This is a genomic window from Stenotrophomonas mexicanensis, from assembly GCF_032911605.1.
Lineage (GTDB): Bacteria > Pseudomonadota > Gammaproteobacteria > Xanthomonadales > Xanthomonadaceae > Stenotrophomonas > Stenotrophomonas maltophilia_A.
Genome location: NZ_JAWJTG010000010.1, coordinates 60,189 through 79,461, shown reverse-complemented (window position 1 = coordinate 79,461; position 19,273 = coordinate 60,189). Strand labels below are relative to the sequence as shown.

The following is a 19,273-nucleotide window of genomic DNA, read 5'->3' as shown; positions in this document are numbered from 1 at the left end:
TGGCGGAATGCTCGTGGCGGGCCGGGTGCCGGCAATACGGCGGTGACGGCATCCGGCCGGCACGGGGCCGGCCGGATGCATGCAGCAGTGCAACAGTGGCGATGATCAGGAACGCTTGTCGATGGCCACGAAGTCGCGATCTTCCGGGCCGATGTAGTTGGCGCTCGGGCGGATGATCTTGCCGTCGATACGCTGTTCGACGATGTGCGCGCTCCAGCCGGCGGTGCGGGCGATCACAAACAGGGGGGTGAACATCGCGGTCGGCACGCCCATCATGTGGTAGCTGACGGCGCTGAACCAGTCCAGGTTCGGGAACATCTTCTTGATGTCCCACATCACCGTTTCCAGGCGCTCGGCGATGTCGTACATCTTCATGCTCGACTGCTCTTCGGACAGTTCGCGGGCGACGTCCTTGATCACCTTGTTGCGCGGATCGGACACGGTGTAGACCGGGTGGCCGAAACCGATCACCACTTCCTTGCGCTCCACGCGGGCCTTGATGTCTTCCTCGGCTTCGTCCGGATTGTCATAGCGCTTCTGCACTTCGAACGCCACTTCGTTGGCGCCGCCGTGCTTGGGGCCACGCAGCGCGCCGATGCCACCGCAGATCGCGCTGTACATGTCGCTGCCGGTGCCGGCGATGACGCGGCAGGCGAAGGTCGAAGCGTTGAACTCGTGCTCGGCGTACAGGATCAGCGAGGTGTGCATCGCCTTCACCCACGAATCCTGCGGCTTCTCGCCGTGCAGCAGGTGCAGGAAGTGGCCACCGATGGAGTCATCATCGGTTTCCACGTCGATCGCGCGGCCGTTGTGGCTCCAGTGGTACCAGTACAGCAGCATCGAACCGAGGCAGGCCATCAGCTTGTCGGCGATGTCGCGCGCGCCCGGATGGTTGTGGTCATCCTTCTCCGGCGCCACGCAGCCGAGCACGGACACGCCGGTGCGCATCACATCCATCGGGTGCGCCGACGGCGGCAGTTCTTCCAGCGCGGCCTTCACCGCGGCCGGAATGCCACGCAGCGACTTCAGCTTGGCCTTGTAGGAGACCAGCTCGGCGCGGGTCGGCAGCTTGCCATGCACCAGCAGGTAGGCGATTTCCTCGAACTCGCTGGTGTTGGCCAGGTCCAGGATGTCGTAGCCACGGTAGTGCAGGTCGTTGCCACTGCGGCCGACGCTGCACAGCGCGGTGTTGCCGGCAGCGGTGCCGGACAGGGCGACGGACTTCTTCGGCTTGAAGGTCGGGGTTGCGGTCGTATCGTTCATGTTTCCCTCCGAAACTTGATGGTGCAGGGTACTGCTTATTTCTTGGCGGCGAACAGCGCATCGAGCTGCTGCTCGAAGGCGTGATAGCCGATACGGTCATACAGCTCCTCGCGGGTCTGCATGCTGTCGATCAGGTTGCGCTGGTGGCCCTCACGGCGGATCGTCTGGTAGACGTTCTCGGCGGCCTTGTTGGCGGCGCGGAAAGCGGACAGCGGGAACAGCTGGATGGCCACGCCGGCCGAAGCCAGCTCGTCGCGGCTGAACAGCGGGGTCGCGCCGAATTCAGTGATGTTGGCCAGCACCGGCACCTTCACCGCATCGACGAAGCGGCGGTAGGTCTCCAGGTCATAGGCGGCCTCGGCGAAGATGCCGTCGGCACCGGCTTCGACGCAGGCGATGGCACGCTCGATGGCCTTGTCCACGCCGTCCACCTGGATGGCGTCGGTGCGCGCGATCAGGAAGAAGTCCGGATCGGTCTTGGCATCGGCAGCGGCCTTCACGCGGTCGACCATTTCGCCCTGCGAGACGATCTCCTTGCCCGGGCGATGACCGCAGCGCTTGGCGCCGACCTGGTCTTCGATATGGCAGGCGGCCGCGCCGGCCTTGATCAGCGACTTCACCGTGCGCGCGATGTTGAACGCGCTCGGGCCAAAGCCGGTGTCGATGTCGACCATCAGCGGCAGGTCGCAGACATCGGTGATGCGGCGCACGTCCACCAGCACGTCTTCCAGGGTGTTGATGCCGAGGTCCGGCAGGCCCAACGAGCCGGCGGCCACGCCACCGCCGGACAGGTAGATGGCACGGAAACCCGCGCGCTTGGCCAGCAGCGCATGGTTGGCGTTGATCGCGCCGATCACCTGCAGCGGCGATTCGGCAGCCAGTGCCTCGCGGAAGCGGGCACCGGCGGAAGAGAGGGTCGAAACGGTCATGCGGCGATCCAGGTTGAAGAACGGATGGGTAGGCGCAAGCACCATGCCAAGCTGCAAGCCGTTGATTTCACGGACATGACCGTCACTCAACAGTGAAACATATGAAACATATGAAACACTGAAACAGATGTATCATGAAACACTTCGCCCGAACCCGCCGCCATGTACCTGCCCCGCTCACCCCTGCGCCATGCCGATGCCGACCCCGGCCGCCCGGTGATCTGGACGGTCAGCGTCTCGCGGCTGACCGGCCTGCTGGGCGACGTCATTCCGGAGTTCGACCGTCGCGCGCGCATCGAGCAGATCAACCTCGGCTTCGAGGAAGCGGTGGAGGTGATCGGCCAGCGCCTGCGTCGCGAGCACTGCGATGTGGTGATCGCGGGTGGCTCCAACGCCGCCTGGCTGCGCGGCCGGCTGGAGCTACCGCTGGTGCCGATCCAGGCCAACGGCTTCGACCTGATGGAGGCGCTGGCCCGCGCCCGCCGGATCGCCAGCCGCATCGGCCTGGTCACCCACGCCAGCGACGTACCGGTGTTCAGCAACTTCCAGCAGAGCTTCGGCCTGGACATCGAGCATCGCCGCTTCGTCACCCGCGAGGACGCACGCGACTGCATCGCCGACCTGCGCGCCAACGGCATCGAAGTGATCGTCGGCACCGGCATGGCCATCGACCATGCCGAGCAGGCCGGCCTGCCCGGAGTGCTGCTGTATTCGGCCGACTCGGTGCGGCAGGCGTTCGAACATGCACTGGAACTGACCCAGACCCTGGCACGTTCCGGCAGCAACCGCCCTGCCCCGCGCCGGCGCCCGGCAGCGCGTGCCGATGCGCATGAACTGCTCGGCGACAGCGATGCGATGGCGCAGGTGCGCGCACAGATCGCGCTGTATGCCCCGCATGACAGCACCGTGCTGGTCACCGGCGAAACCGGCACCGGCAAGGAACTGGTCGCGCGCCAGCTGCACGCGGCCAGCGGCCGTCGAGGCCGCTTCGTCGCGTTGAACTGCGGCGCGATCAGCGAATCGCTGCTGGAAGCGGAGCTGTTCGGCTACAGCGATGGGGCATTCACCGGCGCACGCCGTGGCGGCCGTGTCGGCCTGATCGAGGCCGCAGACGGTGGCACCCTGTTCCTGGACGAAATCGGCGAATTGCCGCTACCGCTGCAGACCCGCCTGCTGCGGGTGCTGGAAGAACGCGAGGTACTGCGTGTCGGCGCCACCGAACCCACACCCGTGGATCTGCGCGTCGTCGCTGCCACGCTGCAGTCACTGGAACAACGCGCCGCCGCCGGAAGTTTCCGCCGTGATCTGTATTACCGCCTGGCCGCGCTGCGTATCGCGCTGCCGCCGCTGCGTGCGCGACGCAGTGATATCCCGCTGCTGGCGCAGCACTTCTTCCGTCAACTGCGCGGCATCGACGCGCCGTTGGATGAGGACGCACTGGCGGTGCTGACCACCGCCGAGTGGCCCGGTAACGTGCGCGAACTGCGCAATCTGGTCGATCGCCTGCGCATCCACTGGCAGCCCGGTGAAGGGCTGATTGATGCGGCGCGACTACTGCAGCTGGCGCCCGAACTTGTGAATGAGGGCGTTGCAGCATTGCCGGTGGAAAGCAACGGCAAGCGCCCACCGCGCGCGCAGCTGGAAACGCTGTTGCAGGAACACCGCAATGATCGCGAGGGGATGGCGCAGGCGCTGGGCGTGTCACGCACCACGCTATGGCGCTGGCTGCGCGCGGAGGGGTTGTAACCACTCGTTGCCTGGTGGGTGCGAACCTTGGTTCGCACCGCTCTTCCGTCAAGCATCTCATCCACGCATGGCGTGGATCTACCGGAACACACCAAATGCTACAGGCGCACTCCGGCTGCGCGCGGACGAGGAGCACTCACCGTACCCAGCGCGCCTCGATGGCGAACCGTCCACTCCCCACCGCCGCAATCCAAAGCAGCAACACCCCCAGCGGCACTTCGCTCAGGTAGAAGAACCAGCTCAACCAATCCGGCACGCTCAATCCTGCTGGAATGCGTGCGATGCCATCCGTCAATGCGGCCACCGCGCAGATGCCCGCCAGCAGCAGGGCCGAGGGCCGGCTGAGCAGGCCCAGCACCAGTAGGCCACCCGCAATCCATTCAATGCCGCCGAGCACCGGCGCACTGAATACCGGGAACGGGATACCCGCATCGACCAGCGTATGCACCATGCGCTCGCGCCCGGCATCGGTGAACACCTTGTTCCAGCCAGACACACAGAACATCACACCGGCGACAATGCGGGCGAGCAGTAACAGAAAGGCTTCCACGCCACGACGCGGTGATGGCACGGCAAACAGGCAACGCCAGGAGGGCATGGCGACTCCGGAAATCGAGGGCATTCGTCGGAGTGTGCCGGTTGCTGGCCTGCTCGCAGATGAAGCTGACCTGTCCGTTCGCGACAACCTGCTCTTATAGAGCCAAGCCATGCTCGACTGCCTTGCGCGCCAGAGCACCCGCAGTCGAGCATGGCTCGACTCTACGACGACCGCCTGTCGGCCAGCAGCAGCTCGATTTCCTCCACCTGCACCACCGGCACCTGCCACGGGTGATGCGGCACGATGCCCTGTTCGAAGATGCGCTGCAGCCGCTGCGCGTCGCGTGGCAGGCAGAATTCCAGGCGCACGCTGTCGACCACTTCGGTGCGGCCCGCCTCACCCTGCACGGGCGACGCACCCATGCGCGGGCGGAACTGCTCGAACCCCGGCGCCGACCACCACATCCCGTGCTCGTAGTCGCCGGCCGCCAGCGCGTCCACCGCCAGGATGCCCTGCTTCACCGCATCCAGTGCTGCCGACGGCACGAAAACCACCACGCGGTACAGCGGCAGGCGTTGCATCGGGCAGCCTTACGGGTACAGCAGGCGCTTGCTCCAGCGCCCTTCGGCACCGGCTTCATAGCACCAGCGCTCGTGCAGGCGGAACTGCGCGCCGTACCAGAACTCGATGCGGTCGGGCACCACGCGCAGGCCGCTCCAGCCGTCCGGGCGCGGCACGTCCTTGCCCTCAAAGCGGGCTTCGATCTCGGCCACGCGCGCGTCGAATTCCTCGCGCGTCGCCAGCGTCTTCGACTGCTGCGAGGCCCAGGCGCCGATCTGGCTCATGCGCGGGCGGCTGGCGAAATAGGCGTCGGCTTCAGCATCGGCAACCTGCTCGACACGGCCTTCGATGCGCACCTGGATGCCGGCCTCGCGCAGGCTGCGCCACAGGAACAACAGCGCGGCCTGCGGATTGGCCTGCAGCTCCTGGCCCTTGTGGCTGTCCAGGTGGGTATAGAAGACGAAGCCACGCTCGTCGAAGGCCTTCAGCAGCACGGTACGCGCCGAGGGACGGCCCTGCGTATCGGCGGTGGCCACGGTCATCGCATTCGGCTCGACCTCGCGGCTCTGCTTGGCCTCGTCGAACAGGCCGGCAAACGTGGACAGGGCTTCGGCGTACAGGTCGCTCATGATTGCGTTCTTCTCACACGGATTGGGCTATTGTGGCTGCATGGCCGCTGCTGCGTATATGCCCCAGGTGAAAGGATTCCCCGAAACATTGGCCGAACAGGCGCTGGATGATGCGCTGGGCAGCGGCGCAGCGGTTCCAGTATTGGCGATCAGCGGCCTGCAGGGGAGCGGCAAATCGACGCTGGCCGCGCAGGTGGTGGCGCGCGCCCAGGCACGCGGCCTGAACGCGGCCACGCTGTCGATCGATGACGTCTACCTCACCCGTGCGCAGCGCCAGCGACTGGCCCGCCAGGTGCATCCGCTGCTGATCACCCGCGGCCCGCCCGGCACCCACGACCTGCCGCTGGCCCATGCCGTGCTGGACGCCGTGGCCACACGCCAGCCCTTCGCGATGCCGCGCTTCGACAAGCTGGCCGATGAACGCCTGCCCGAGGCTCAGTGGCCGCAGCTGCAGCAGCCATTGGACCTGCTGGTGTTCGAAGGCTGGTTCCTCGGCACACCGGCGCAGGATGACAACGCACTGGACAGCCCGCTGAACGCACTGGAGCGCGAGGCCGACGCCGATGGCCGTTGGCGCCGCTGGTGCAACCAGGCGCTGGCCCGCGACTACCCCGCGTTGTGGCAGCGCTGCGACCGCCTGTGGTTCCTGCAGCCGCCGGATTTCTCGGTGGTACCACGCTGGCGCTGGCAGCAGGAGCAGAACCTGCAGGCCGCGCAGCCGGGCCGACACGGCATGAGCCGGCCACAGCTGGAACGCTTCGTGCAGTACTACGAGCGGGTCAGCCGGCAGGCACTGCGCGCCCTGCCCGCCCTGGCCGACCACGTGGTGGTGCTGGACGGCCAGCGCCAGGTGCAGGACGTACGCTGAGCGCGCCTATTCCACCAGGAAGGTTACACGCAGGTTGACCCGCCATTCGGTGATTTCGCCGCTGCCATTGGTGACCACCTTGGTCTCGTTCACCCAGGCGCCCTGGATGCCCTTGACCGTCTCGGAAACCTTCTTCAGCCCGCTGCGCACGGCGTCTTCCACGCTTTTGGGCGAGGAGGCGGTGATTTCGATGACCTTGGCGACCGTCATGGCCTGTACTCCGGTTGGCGCGGGACACCCCGCAGGAACGCCTACCCTGACGTGAAGGACGTAAAGGCAAGGGCACGGAGGTGTTAGCATCAGAGGGCATGAATCCTGCTCCGAACCTGATCCTGATCGGCCCGATGGGCGCCGGCAAAACCTGCATCGGCCGCCGCCTGGCCGAGCGCTTCACGCTGGACTTCGTCGATGTCGACCAGGCCATCGTCGATGCCGCCGGCGCCAGCATCCCGACCATCTTCGAGCACTCGGGTGAAACCGGCTTCCGCAGCCATGAGCGCGAAGCCTTGGCCCGTGTGCTGGAAGGCCGCGGCCAGCTGGTCTCCACCGGTGGCGGCGCTGTACTGGATCCGGACAACCGTACGCTGATCGCCCAGCGCGGCTTCGTGGTCTACCTGCGGGTCAGCGTGGCCGCGCAGCTGGAACGCCTGGCCCGCGACAAAGGCAGGCCACTGCTGCAGCGCCGGGACCGCGAGCAGGTGCTGCACGATCTGGCTGCTCACCGCGACCCGCTGTACCGCGAACTGGCCGACCTCACCCTTGATACCGACCCGTATACCGCTGCCGACGCGACCGCCCACCTGGTGGTCAAGCTGGCCACGCAATGGCAGCGCCAGGACCTGACCGCATGACTTCCCCCGCCCTGCTGCAGGTCGCCGTTGGCGGCGACCGCCCCTACTCCATCACCATCGGCGCTGGTGCCCAGGCCGACGGCACCGCGCTGGCCTCGCATGTGCGCGGCCGCCACGTGCTGCTGCTCAGCGACAGCGAAGTGGCTCCGCGCTACCTGGCAGCCGTGAAGCAGACGCTGCTGGCCGCACGCCCCGACCTGATCGTCGGCGAGCACGTGCTGGCCGCCGGCGAAGCCTCCAAGACCCTGGCCGAATTCGGTCGTGCGATCGAAGCGCTGGCCGCGCTCGGCGCCACCCGCGACGCCTGTGTGTTCGCCCTCGGTGGCGGCGTGGTCGGTGATCTCGCCGGTTTTGCCGCGGCCTGCTGGATGCGCGGCGTGGACTGCGTGCAGCTTCCGACCACCCTGTTGGCGATGGTCGATTCGTCGGTGGGCGGCAAGACCGCGGTCGACATTCCGGCCGGCAAGAACCTGGTCGGCGCATTCCATCCGCCGCGCGCGGTCATTGCCGATACCCGCGTGCTGGCCACCCTGCCACCGCGCGAGCTGCGCGCCGGCCTGGCCGAAGTGGTGAAGTACGGCGCGCTGGGCGACGCGGTGTTCTTCGAATGGCTGCAGCAGCATGCCGATGCACTGCTGGCCGGCGAGGATGCGGTACTGTCCGAAGCCATCGCGCGCAGCTGCCGGCACAAGGCCGCCATCGTCGAGCGTGATCCGTTCGAGAAGGGCGAGCGTGCCCTGCTCAACCTCGGCCATACCTTCGGCCATGCCATCGAGACCGAACAGGGCTACTCGGCCCCGGGCCGCGATGCGCTGAACCACGGCGAAGCGGTGGCGGTGGGCATGGTGCTGGCGGCAACGCTGTCCACCGACCTGGGCCTGGCCGACGATGCCGACCGCGTGCGCCTGCAGGCACTGCTGGAGCGTCTGGGCCTGCCGGTGACGATCCCCGCAGGACTGGATCCGCAGGCCCTGCTCGGCCGCATGCGGCTGGACAAGAAGAACGTGGCCGGCCGCCTGCGCCTGGTGCTGTGGCGTGGCATGGGCCGCGCCGAAGTGGTGCCGGACGTGGATGAGGCGGCGGTGCTGAAGGTGCTGTCGGCCCGGTAGTGCCGGCGAGCGGCCGGCACCACCGCGTTGCGGCCGGGGTCACCCTGGCCCCGCTACAATCGGCGCCATGCACGTCTACCTGCAACATCCCGACGCCGGTGCGCAGGCACCGCGCTTCCTGCGCCTGAGCCTGCAGCCGGATCTGTTCGGCGGCTGGGAACTGCTGCGCGAGAGCGGTCGCGTCGGCAGCCGCTCGCAGCTGCGGCGCGAGCTGTTCCTGCAGGCCGACGAAGCCCGCCATGCCTTCGAGAAGGCCCGCGATGCCGAACTGCATCGCGGTTTCCAGATCCTCTCGCACGGCGACTGACGCCGCTGCCAACTTTCGTCCAAGGAATGCCCATCGTGACCAGCCCTCTCCGCAACGATCGCCTGCTGCGCGCCCTGCGCCGCGAACCGGTGGACTGCACCCCCGTCTGGCTGATGCGCCAGGCCGGACGCTACCTGCCGGAATACCGCGCGACCCGGGCCAAGGCCGGCAGCTTCCTGGCCATGGCCAAGAATCCGGAGATTGCCTGCGAGGTCACCCTGCAGCCGCTGCGCCGCTTCCCGCTGGATGCGGCCATCCTGTTCTCGGACATCCTCACCATTCCCGATGCGATGGGCCTGGAGCTGTACTTCGTCGAAGGCGAAGGCCCGAAGTTCCGCCACCCGGTGCGTGATGAAGCCGCCATCGCCAGGCTGGCGGTGCCGGACATGGAACAGGACCTGGGCTACGTGATGGACGCGGTGCGCCTGATCCGCCGTGAGCTGGACGGCCAGGTGCCGCTGATCGGTTTCTCCGGCAGCCCGTGGACGCTGGCCTGCTACATGGTGGAAGGCGGCGGCAGCAAGGACTTCGCGCGGATCAAGGCGATGGCACTGAACCATCCGCAGGCCCTGCACCGCCTGCTGGAGGTCACCACCGAGGCGGTGATCGCCTATCTCGGCGCGCAGCGCGCGGCCGGTGCACAGGCACTGCAGGTGTTCGACACCTGGGGCGGCGTGCTGTCGCCGTCGATGTACCGCGAGTTCTCGCTGCGCTACCTGCAGCGGATTGCCGAGGGTCTGGAGCGTGGCGAAGGCAGCGAGCGCACGCCGCTGATCCTGTTCGGCAAGGGCACCGGCCTGCACCTGGAAGCGCTGTCGCAGACCGGCGCCGATGCGCTGGGCCTGGACTGGACCCTGGACCTCGACGAAGCGATGCGCCGCACCGGTGGCCGCGTCGCCCTGCAGGGCAACCTCGACCCGACCACGTTGTACGCCTCGCCGGATGCGATCGCCGCCGCTGCAGCACGCGTGCTCGACACCTATGCCGCCGGCAACGGTGGTTCGCGCGAGGGCCATGTGTTCAACCTCGGCCACGGCATGTCGCCGGACATGGACCCGGCGCACGTGCAGGTGCTGGTCGACGCGGTGCACGCGCACAGCCAGCGCTGAACAATGCCCATGCGGTTGCGGCGCGATGTTGATCGCGCCGTGACCCGCAGTGCGCGATCATGGCGTCCCCCACGCTGCACCGGCCGCACCCCATGTCCACATCGCCATCGACCTACAACCGCCAGCGCCCCCTGCTGTGGCTGGTTTCGTTGGCGATCTTCATGCAGATGCTGGACTCGACCATCGTCAACACGGCCTTGCCGGCGATGGCGGCCAGCCTGGGCGAGAGCCCGCTGCAGATGCAGTCGGTGGTGTTCAGCTACGCGCTGGCAGTGGCCACCTTCATTCCCGCCTCCGGCTGGATCGCCGACCGCTACGGCACCCACCGTACCTTCCTGGTGGCGATCATCCTGTTCACCCTCGGCTCGCTGGCCTGCGCGCTTGCCCAGCACCTGCACCAGCTGGTCGGTGCGCGCGTGCTGCAGGGTATCGGCGGTGCGATGCTGCTGCCGGTCGGCCGCCTGGCAGTGATGCGTTCGGTGCCACGCGAGGATTTCCTGCGCGCGATGAGCTTCATCGCCATCCCGGCCCTGGTCGGCCCGTTGATCGGCCCCACGTTGGGTGGCTGGCTGGTCGAGATCGCATCGTGGCACTGGGTGTTTCTGATCAACCTGCCGATCGGCGTGATCGGTTTCATCGCCGCGATGAAGATCATGCCCGACCACTACGCCAGCCATCGCACCCGTTTCGACCTGCGCGGCTACATCATGCTGGCCTTTGCGATGGTGGTGCTGTCGCTGGCGCTGGACGGCATCTCCGGGCTCGGAACGCCACATGCGCTGGTGATGCTGATGACCGTGGCCGGCCTGGCCGCACTGGTCGGTTACTGGCTGCATGCCGCCAACTCCACCGCGCCGTTGTTCTCGCTGGCCCTGTTCCGCGTGCCCAGCTACCGCATCGGCATCCTTGGCAACCTGTTCTCGCGCATCGGCAGCAGCGCCATGCCGATGCTGATCCCGTTGCTGCTGCAGGTCGGCCTGGGCCTTGGCCCGATGAACGCCGGCCTGATGATGGTGCCGGTGGCGGCGGCCGGCATGGTGTCGAAGAAGCTGGCGGTGAAGCTGGTCGAGCGCTACGGCTACCGCCGCGTGTTGATGGTCAACACCGTGCTGGTGGGCCTGGCGATGGCCAGCTTCATCCTGATGACACCCGGCCAGCACCTGGCCTGGCGCCTGCTGCAGCTGGCGTTCTTCGGCGCGGTCAATTCACTGCAGTTCACCGTGATGAACACCGTGACGCTGCGGGATCTGGACCGCGAGTTCGCCAGTTCCGGCAACAGCCTGCTGTCGATGGTGATGATGCTCGCCGCCGGTTTCGGTGCTGCGGCGGCCGGCAGCCTGCTGGCCGCGTTCGGCAATCACCTGGACAGCAACAGCGCCACCGCGGCACTGCATGCGACGTTCCTGTGCGTGGGCGCGATCACCCTGACCTCGACGATGATCTTCTGGCAGCTGCCGGACACCAAGCCGGAGCCACGGCAGGTCGAGCACGTCGCGGAGTGAGGGGGTTCGGCAGGGCTGCGCCCTGCACCCGCTAGAAGCCGCAGCAACAGCAAAAACCGGCTCTGTGAATGCTGTGCGCTGGGCGGTGCGGTGTGGGGCTTCAGGACACGCCGTAAACCCATCCTTGGGGGCTCGATGGCGCCATCCATGGCGCCAACGGTCCTGCAGCCCCACACCGCCCCACCCCCGACAGTTTCCCGGTGACGGTAAGTAGATCCACGCCATGCGTGGATGAAACTTCATCGAAATCGAATATTTCGATATCGGAAAGATCTGAGCCGAGCATGGCTCGGCTCTACAGAAAGCAACTGTCGGCACCTCGCGAGAATCTGTCGAAGGCGGGGTGGGTTTGGTTGTGGGGGCGTGAGCCGCATGGGCCCGAGGCATGCCTCGGGCGAGTTGGGCAGGAGGCCCAACCCCGGTCTTGCCGTGTGCGCAGGACAGCGCACACGAGCAAGCGGCGACCGAGCTTACATGGATGTACTTGCAGCGTCCCCCGCAACCGGATCCACCCCGCCATCGCATGGAATGCACGCTTTTGACGTTGACGTTGATCCTGCGGGTGCAGGGCCGCAGGCCCTGCCGAACCTACCTTCCCATCACCCGGGCGATCGCTTCCACCAGCAGTTCCCCGGTCACCGGCTTGCGCAGGAAGCCACCGATGCCGGCCGCCTCCACCTGCTGCTGCAGGTCCGGGTCGGTACGCGCGGTCACCGCCAGCAGCGGCAGCATGTAGCCCTGGTTGCGCAGATGCTGGGCCAGCTCGAAGCCGCTCAGGCCCGGCAGGTCGAGATCCAGCAGGCCGACGTCGAAATCACCGGCACTGATCTCACGCAGTGCCGCCAGCGCATGGCCCGCATGTACCACCTCGTGCCCGCGCGCACTCAGCAGCCCGCGCACTACATCGGCCACAGTCGCGTCGTCCTCCACCAGCAGTACCCGCAATGGCGGCATGTTGGCCGCGTCCTCGCGGTGCGTTTCACCATCTGCTTCGGCATCGGCATCGACCACCATCGGCAACGGCAACGTCACGCCGAAGCAGGTGCCGCGACCGAGCTGGCTCTCCACCTGGATCCGCCCCTGCATCGCATGCGCCAGTTCGCGGCAGATCGCCAGGCCCAGGCCACTGCCGCCGTACTGCGCCGCGGTACGTGCACCATCGGCCTGCTCGAAGCGGCGGAACAGGCGTTGCTGTTGCTCCTGGCTGATGCCGGGGCCGGTGTCGCGCACTTCGAAATGCAGAGATCGCAGCTCGGCGTCGCTGCGCGCGTGCAGGGTGATGGTGCCGCGGCTGGTGAACTTGACCGCATTCGAAAGCAGGTTCAGCAGGATCTGCCGTACCCGCATCGCGTCGCCGGTGGCCTGCAGGCCGGGCGGCAACTGGTTGTCGAGGGTGAAGCGCAGGCCCTTCTGTGCAGCCAACGGGCCCATCAGCGCCGCCAGGTCCTGCAGCAGGCAGCTCAGCGCGAACGGCTTGGACTGCAACTCCAGACGGCCCGATTCGATCCGCGCCAGGTCCAGCGCATCGTTGACCAGATGCAGCAGGTGCTCGCCGGCGTGGCGGATTGATTGTGTATAGCCGCGCTGCTGCGGATCCAGCGGTGAGGACAGCAGCAGCTCGCTCATGCCGAGCACACCGGTCATCGGCGTGCGGATCTCATGACCAAGGTTGGCCAGGAAGCGGGTCTTGGCCGCCGACGCCTGCTCGGCCAGCTCCTGCTTGTGCAGCGCCAGCTGATAGGCGTGGCGACGCTGCAGGCGGCGACGGTACAGCCAGGCGAACCAGCTGGTCAGCAGCAGCGCGAACGAGGCCAGCACCAGCAGGCCGGACAGGCTGCGCCACCACGGTGGCTGCACGCGGAATTCCAGGCTCTGCACCCGTGACCAGACATGGTCGGCCGACCGCGCCTGCACTTCCAGCCGATAGCTGCCCGGTGCCAGCCGCGAGAACAGGCGCTCACCGGCCGGTCCCACTTCCACCCAGTCCGGGTCATAGCCGGCCAACCGGTAACGATAGGTATTGGACGCCGAATCGGCGAACGACAACAGGCGCGCGACGATGCGCAGATCGCGGTCGCCATCGGCGATCTGCAACGGCGTGTCGTGGGTGAGGTCCAGCACCTGCTCGTTGCGGCGCACCTCCACCCGCTCGATCACCAGCGGCGCACGCCGCATCGAGGGCCGCACCTGCTCCGGGTCGAACACCACCACACCGGCCGGCGTACCCGCCACCAGATGGCCGTCTCCCGACATCACCAGCGTGTGCTCGCGAAATTCCTGGCTCGGCAGGCCGTCATGCACGCCATACAGGCGCACGCTCTGGCCATCGGCGCCGATGCGCACCAGGCCACGCGCGCTGGTTGCCCACGCCACCCCCTGTACATCGACCACCAGCCCCGAAGCGGAGATCGCCGGGTAGCCCTGCTCGGCACCGATCACGGCCTGCCGCTCCAGCCGGCCCTGGCTCCAGCGGTAGCGCGACAGGCGGCCATCCTCGGACAGCCAGACCTGGCCATCGCTGCCCACGTGCAGTGCATGGATCGCGGTCGCCGGTGCGCCCGGCACCGGCTGGAAGCGCTCGCTTTCCGGCAGCCACTGCAGCAGGCCTCGGCTGCTGGCCAGCCAGATATGGTCCTGCGGCCCGCATTCCACATCGAGATTGAGCTGGCCCTGCTGCAATCCGCGCTGGCCATTGTCCAGCTGGCGCCGCAGGCGCCCATCCAGATCGCGCTGCTGAAGACCCGACGGCAGCATCAGCCAGAGGCTGTCACCATCACAGGTCATCATCGATTCGATGACCCCTTCCATGGTCGCGTCGGCGGCGGCATCCCGGCCCCAGCGGCGCAGATCTCGCCGCTTCGGGTCGTAGCGCAGCAGCGCGTCGTTGGAGCCGATCCAGACCTGGCCGCGGCGATCCTCGCGCACCGAGGTCAGCCAGTGCATGCCGTTGACCCAGGTGCGGTGCTGTTCGATGCGGCCGGTCTTCGGATCGAAGCGGTCCAGCGCGCCGTGGCTGCCGACCGTCCAGATGCCGCCGTTGCTGGACGGGCTGGTACCCAGCACGAAGGCATTGCGCAGCGAGCGCGGGTCGTCCTCCAGCCGCGACAGCACCGAGAACTGCCACCAGCGCGGCAGCAGGTGCCACAGGCCGGCGTTGGTGCTGGCCAGCCAGATGCCCCCCTCGCGATCCTCGTAGGCGCCGGTCCAGTTCGGGCGTACCGGGCCACGCGCCACCGCGCTGTACAGCGGCACGGCCTGGTACTGGCCATCGACCGCGCGGCCAAGGCCGGTGCGGGTGTCCAGCCAGTGCCCGCCCTGCTCGTCGCGCAGCATCATGCCCAGCACCTGTTCGCCTTCGGGCAGCTTCCAGGACGGTGCCTCGAAACGACCATCGGGACGACGCACGATGGCACCGGCCATCGTGCTGATCCAGAGGCTGCCATCGGGCTCGGCCGTCAGGCCATTGATCAGCAGGCTAGGAACGATGCCGGCACCAACCCGTTCAAAGTCCGTGCCGGTCCAGCGCGCGACACCATGCTTGGTGCCGATCCACAGGCTGCCATCGGCCAGGGTTGCCAGATAAGGCACCGATGCGGCCGGCAGGCTGCGTGGGTTGTTCGCTTCGGGCAGGAAGCGCTGCAGCCGGTCCTGGTTGTCCAGGCGGTACAGACCACCTTCGTGGGTGCCGAACCAGACCGAACCATCCGGCGTGGTGGCCAGGCTCCAGACCGTGTTGGTGCCCATCAACGGCTGGCTGCTGCGGTCGTAGAAATGCAGCTGGCGGCGATCGGCCGACATCCGTACCAGACCGGCGTTCTCGGTGCCGATCCAGAGCTGGTTGCGGGCATCGACCAGCACCGTCCAGATGCGGTTGTCGCGCAGGCCGTCTTCCGAGCGCCAGATCCGGTAGTTGCGCCCGTCGTAGCGGGCCAGACCGTCGTTGGTGGCGATCCAGAGGTAACCGTAACGATCCTCGGCCATGCGGTTCACGGTATTGGACGGCAAGCCGTCGAACACCGTCACCTGGCGCGGGCTCGGTGGCACCGGCTGCGCCGCAGCGGGCGACAGGCAGCACAGGAGGACCAGCAGCAGCATCGCCGCCCGCAGATACACCACCGATTGCCTCCTCACGCTGCTTCTGATGATTCCCGCACTACGGGCGTCGGCATGGTAAACCGAAAGTCGCGCCGTTCACGCCCGGCGCTGGCGCATTCAAAGGGCGGTTTGTCGTTTTGCGCGCGCCTGGGCAATGGCAGTCACCAGCATGTCACCGGTCACCGGCTTGCGCAGGAAGCCATCGAACCCGGCCGCCAGGACCTGGCTCTCGGCGTAGGCATCGGAGCGCGCGGTGACCGCCACCAGGGGGAGTTCATAGCCCATGGTGCGCAGCTGGCGAGCGATGGCGGTGCCGTCCAGCGCGGGCAGATCGAGATCGAGCAGGCCCACGTCAAAACCATCGGTGGCAATCTCCGAAAGCGCGCCCAGGCCATGCAGCACGTGCACCACGTCGTGGCCACGGCCACGCAGCAGGCCGGCGATGACCTCGGCCACGGTCGCGTCATCTTCCACCAGCAGGATGCGCAGCGGCGGCAGCACCGGCAGCACCGGCGACTCGCCCGGCGCATTGGCGGCCTGCCGGATCCAGGGCAGCGGCAACCACACCCGGAATCGCGCGCCCTTGCCCGGCTGGCTGTCCACTTCGATGCGTCCGTTCATGGCCACGGCCAGCTCCTGGCAGATCGCCAGGCCCAAACCGCTGCCGCCATAGCGCGACGCGGTGCGCGGGCCGTCCGCCTGTTCGAAGCGATGGAACAGGCGGTCCTGCTGTTCGGCGTTGATGCCCGGGCCGGTGTCATGCACTTCGAAGCAGAGTCCGCCACCGTTCTCTTCCAGGCGCACGGCCAGGCCGACGTGCCCGCGCTCGGTGAACTTGATTGCATTGCCCAGCAGGTTGAGCAGGATCTGCCGCACGCGCATCTCGTCGCCGCTGACGCTGATCGGCCCCGGCGGATCGCCCCCACGCTGGAACCCCAGGTTGCGCTGCTTCGCCATCGGCTCCATCAACGCCTGCACCTGGTCGAGCAGGCCAGCCAGATCGAATGGTCGCAGGTCCAGCTCCAGCCGGCCTGCCTCGATGCGGGCCAGATCCAGCGCGTCATTGACCAGCCGTAGCAGGTGGCTGCCAGCCTGCTGGATCGAGCCTGCATAGCTGCGCTGCACCGCATCCAGCGGGGTGGCCAGCAGCAACTCGCTCATGCCGAGCACACCGGTCATCGGCGTGCGCACCTCATGGCCCAGCGTGGCCAGGAACCGGCTCTTGGCCTGAGAGGCCTGCTCTGCCAGTTGCTGCTTGTGCACGGTCAACTGCCATTGCTGGCGGCGGCGCAGGCGCGCACGGATCGACCACACCAGGATAAGCAGCAGCAGCGAGCCGATCAGCAGGTAGCCGAAGATCGCCATGCCGCTGCGCCACCAGGGTGGCAGCACCTTCACCTGCAACCGCTGTGAAGGCGTCCACGTGCCACTGGCCGTTGCCGCCTGGACTTCAATGACGTAGCTGCCGGTCGGCAGCCGCGACAGCGTGCGCTGGCCGTCACCGCCCTGCTCCACCCAGTTCTGGTCGTAGCCCTGCACCCGGAAGCGGTAACGGTTGCCCTGCGGATTGGCATAGGAAAGCAGTCGCGCATCGATCTGCAGATCACGATCATCCGGCCCCAGCAACAGCGTGCCGGTGGTCGGCAGCGGTTGCCAGCCACGGGCATCATCGCGCCGCACGCGGACCTCGGCGATCACCAGCGACGACGGCGGCAGCACCGCATCGGCAGCATTCACATCGAACACGACCAGGCCGGTCTGGGCCACCGCGAGCACGCGACCATCGGCATTCACCGCCGGCGGCCTGCTGGTGAACTCGGCGTCGGGCAGGCCATCGCGTTCGTTGAACTGCTGCAGGCGGCGCGTCTTCGGGTCCCACCGCAGCAGGCCACGTGGCGTGGTCGCCCACAGGCGGCCGTCTTCGGCCAGCGCCAGTCCTCCCATGCTGACCGACGGCACACCAGCACTGCCATCGATGCGCTGGATCAGGCGCAGGCTCATGCCATCCCATTGGTAGCGTTCCAGCGCCCCCTGCCGGGCCAGCCACAGCTGCTGCGGATCCACCCACACCAGATCGTAGATCAACCCGCGCGAAACGCCCGGCACCGCTTCGAAGCGCCCGGCCTGTTCACGCCAGATCCCCATGTCGCCCATCACCCAGGCCTTGCCCTGTGCATCAAAGCGGATCTGCTCGACAGGTGAATCGGCGGTCTTGCGGAGATCCTCCAGCGGGTAACTACGCAGCACGCGGCCATCGGCGCTGCGCTGCTGCAGGCCCAGGTTCATCACCGACAGCCAGACCGTGCCATCGGGGGCCTGCCGCATCAGATCGATGCGCTGGCGCAGATCGGCTCCCCCATCGATATGCCAATCGTGCAGCGCGCGGGTGGCCGGGTCGTACACGCTGATGCGGCCGGCACGCCCCAGCCACAGGCGCCCGTCCGGCCGCGGCAGCACCGACCACACCGCCCCGCTGCCGATCTCGCGATCGCTGGCCAGCAACTTCAGTACTCCCTGCGCGTCCAGCTGGTACACGCCATGCGCTGAGCCGACGTAGTAATTCCGGCCATCACTGGCTGCACTCAGCAGGTACTGGCTGTCCAGCGGCTTGCCGTCAAGCTGGTTCCAGATCGAAAACCGGCGCCAGTCCGGCGGCAGGTAGGCCAGGCCCTGGGTCAGCAGCGCCACCCACAATCCGCCCTCATGGTCCTGCATCAGATCAAGCACACCGCTCTGGGCAGTGAGGAAGCCACTGCCGCGGTCGCCGTCGAGCCGCCGCAGCATGCTGGCATCTCCACGCAACAGGCCATCGGAGGTGCCCGCCCAGTAACCGCCCTGGCGATCGGCCAGCACCAGTGCCGAACGCAGGTGTGCACTGTCGGCCCAGCGCGGACGGCTGACCCGGTCCTGCGCGTCGATACGGTAGAGGCCGTCATTCTGGCTGCCGGCCCAGATCGAGCCATCGGGGTCGCGGCTCAGCCGCAATACACTAAGCGCCCCCAGTTCGCGCGGCGCGACAGCCTCGAATCCAGTCCCGTTCCAGCGCGCAATGCCCGCCTCGGTGCCGATCCACAGTCGCCCCTGCGCATCGACCAGGCTGCTGTAGATGGTATTGCTGGGCAACCCGCCAGGACGGGCCGGATCATGCTCGAAGAAGCGCAGGCTGCCGTCTTCACCGAAACGGCAGACGCCATGGCCACTGGTGCCGATCCACAGTGCATCCTCGGCGTAGGCCAGCGTCCAGAACTGGCTCATGCAGGGGCCGTTGACCGCATCGAAGGTCTTGAAGCGTTCGCGGTCAGCATCCAGCCGGGCCACGCCCTTGCCATTGATGCCGACCCAGACGCGGTCCAGGGGATCGACCAGCAGGGTCTCGATCTCGTTGCCGGGCAGCGAGCCCGGCTGCTCCGGATCATGTTCCCAGACCCGCAGGTTGCCGCCGTCATAGCGCACCAGGCCACCATCGGTGGCCGCCCAGATATGGCCCTGGCGGTCCTCGGCCAGCGCCAGCACCATGCGCGAGGGCATGCCTTCGGCTGCACCGAAACGGCGCAGGCGCGGTGTTTCCGCCATGTCGAGGGCCGTGGCCGCCGTGGCGAACGCCATCAGCAGCAGCCCCATTCCCGCGATGCCTCGGCACCACCGGCGCCAACCGCTCGTCATCCTGAACCCCCTGTCCTGTCCCGATTGTCACACAGGGCCGGGTTCATGGCTGCAACAGGCTGTTTCCACCGGTGGACCCACCACGAACTGTTGCAGCCATGCA

At 67.5% G+C, this 19,273-nt stretch carries 15 protein-coding genes; 7 read left to right on the top strand and 8 right to left on the bottom strand.

Annotated elements, in window-relative coordinates; translation table 11 throughout:
* Positions 1-105: 105 nt before the first annotated feature.
* Positions 106-1,263 carry a bifunctional 2-methylcitrate synthase/citrate synthase gene (gene prpC, locus R1L06_RS06805; protein ID WP_025877010.1) on the bottom strand — a complete coding sequence of 386 codons (1,158 nt, stop codon included), beginning with the start codon at positions 1,261-1,263 and terminating at the stop codon, positions 106-108.
* A gap of 35 nt (positions 1,264-1,298) precedes the next feature.
* The gene (gene prpB / locus R1L06_RS06800; RefSeq protein WP_059064829.1) at positions 1,299-2,192 is read right to left on the bottom strand and encodes a methylisocitrate lyase; all 894 of its coding nucleotides are present in this window, start codon (positions 2,190-2,192) and stop codon (positions 1,299-1,301) included.
* Positions 2,193-2,354: 162 nt separating this feature from the next.
* Here prpB and prpR point away from each other — a divergent pair, with 162 nt between their 5' ends.
* Complete coding sequence (prpR, locus tag R1L06_RS06795) at positions 2,355-3,938, top strand: propionate catabolism operon regulatory protein PrpR (protein ID WP_317217256.1); 1,584 nt, start codon at positions 2,355-2,357, stop codon at positions 3,936-3,938.
* Positions 3,939-4,074: 136 nt separating this feature from the next.
* Here the strand turns inward: prpR and R1L06_RS06790 are convergent, their stop codons facing one another.
* The 3 genes from R1L06_RS06790 to pdxH all read right to left on the bottom strand — a co-directional run bounded on the left by R1L06_RS06790 (position 4,075) and on the right by pdxH (position 5,666).
* Positions 4,075-4,536 carry a DoxX family protein gene (locus R1L06_RS06790; RefSeq protein ID WP_317217255.1) on the bottom strand — a complete coding sequence of 154 codons (462 nt, stop codon included), beginning with the start codon at positions 4,534-4,536 and terminating at the stop codon, positions 4,075-4,077.
* Positions 4,537-4,697: 161 nt separating this feature from the next.
* The gene (locus R1L06_RS06785; RefSeq protein ID WP_317217254.1) at positions 4,698-5,057 is read right to left on the bottom strand and encodes a YqfO family protein; all 360 of its coding nucleotides are present in this window, start codon (positions 5,055-5,057) and stop codon (positions 4,698-4,700) included.
* Between the two features lie 9 nt (positions 5,058-5,066).
* Positions 5,067-5,666 (bottom strand): pyridoxamine 5'-phosphate oxidase, encoded by a 600-nt coding sequence (pdxH, locus tag R1L06_RS06780; protein ID WP_032127805.1) that lies wholly within the window; start codon positions 5,664-5,666, stop codon positions 5,067-5,069.
* Positions 5,667-5,706: 40 nt separating this feature from the next.
* On the opposite strand from pdxH, the gene R1L06_RS06775 reads away from it, so the two are divergent.
* The gene (locus tag R1L06_RS06775; RefSeq protein WP_317217253.1) at positions 5,707-6,534 is read left to right on the top strand and encodes a kinase; all 828 of its coding nucleotides are present in this window, start codon (positions 5,707-5,709) and stop codon (positions 6,532-6,534) included.
* A gap of 6 nt (positions 6,535-6,540) precedes the next feature.
* Here R1L06_RS06775 and R1L06_RS06770 read toward each other — a convergent pair whose 3' ends face one another.
* Entirely contained in the window at positions 6,541-6,744 is a 204-nt protein-coding gene (locus tag R1L06_RS06770) for a dodecin family protein (RefSeq protein WP_005410663.1), read from the bottom strand.
* A gap of 98 nt (positions 6,745-6,842) precedes the next feature.
* On the opposite strand from R1L06_RS06770, the gene R1L06_RS06765 reads away from it, so the two are divergent.
* The 5 genes from R1L06_RS06765 (at position 6,843) to mdtD (ending at position 11,412) form a co-directional block, all read left to right on the top strand.
* Positions 6,843-7,385 (top strand): shikimate kinase, encoded by a 543-nt coding sequence (locus R1L06_RS06765; RefSeq protein ID WP_317217252.1) that lies wholly within the window; start codon positions 6,843-6,845, stop codon positions 7,383-7,385.
* Positions 7,382-8,494 carry a 3-dehydroquinate synthase gene (gene aroB, locus R1L06_RS06760; RefSeq protein WP_317217251.1) on the top strand — a complete coding sequence of 371 codons (1,113 nt, stop codon included), beginning with the start codon at positions 7,382-7,384 and terminating at the stop codon, positions 8,492-8,494. Before R1L06_RS06765 ends, aroB begins: the two co-directional genes overlap by 4 nt.
* 67 nt (positions 8,495-8,561) lie before the next feature.
* Entirely contained in the window at positions 8,562-8,801 is a 240-nt protein-coding gene (locus R1L06_RS06755; RefSeq protein WP_032127800.1) for a WGR domain-containing protein, read from the top strand.
* A gap of 26 nt (positions 8,802-8,827) precedes the next feature.
* Positions 8,828-9,910, top strand: a complete 1,083-nt coding sequence (hemE, locus tag R1L06_RS06750; RefSeq protein WP_019336385.1) for a uroporphyrinogen decarboxylase — start codon at positions 8,828-8,830, stop codon at positions 9,908-9,910.
* Positions 9,911-10,002: 92 nt separating this feature from the next.
* Complete coding sequence (gene mdtD / locus R1L06_RS06745; protein WP_317217250.1) at positions 10,003-11,412, top strand: multidrug transporter subunit MdtD; 1,410 nt, start codon at positions 10,003-10,005, stop codon at positions 11,410-11,412.
* 588 nt (positions 11,413-12,000) lie between these two features.
* Here mdtD and R1L06_RS06740 read toward each other — a convergent pair.
* Positions 12,001-15,528 carry a hybrid sensor histidine kinase/response regulator gene (locus R1L06_RS06740; RefSeq protein WP_317217249.1) on the bottom strand — a complete coding sequence of 1,176 codons (3,528 nt, stop codon included), beginning with the start codon at positions 15,526-15,528 and terminating at the stop codon, positions 12,001-12,003.
* Between the two features lie 96 nt (positions 15,529-15,624).
* Positions 15,625-19,170, bottom strand: a complete 3,546-nt coding sequence (locus tag R1L06_RS06735; protein ID WP_317217248.1) for a hybrid sensor histidine kinase/response regulator — start codon at positions 19,168-19,170, stop codon at positions 15,625-15,627.
* Between the last annotated feature and the right edge of the window lie 103 nt (positions 19,171-19,273).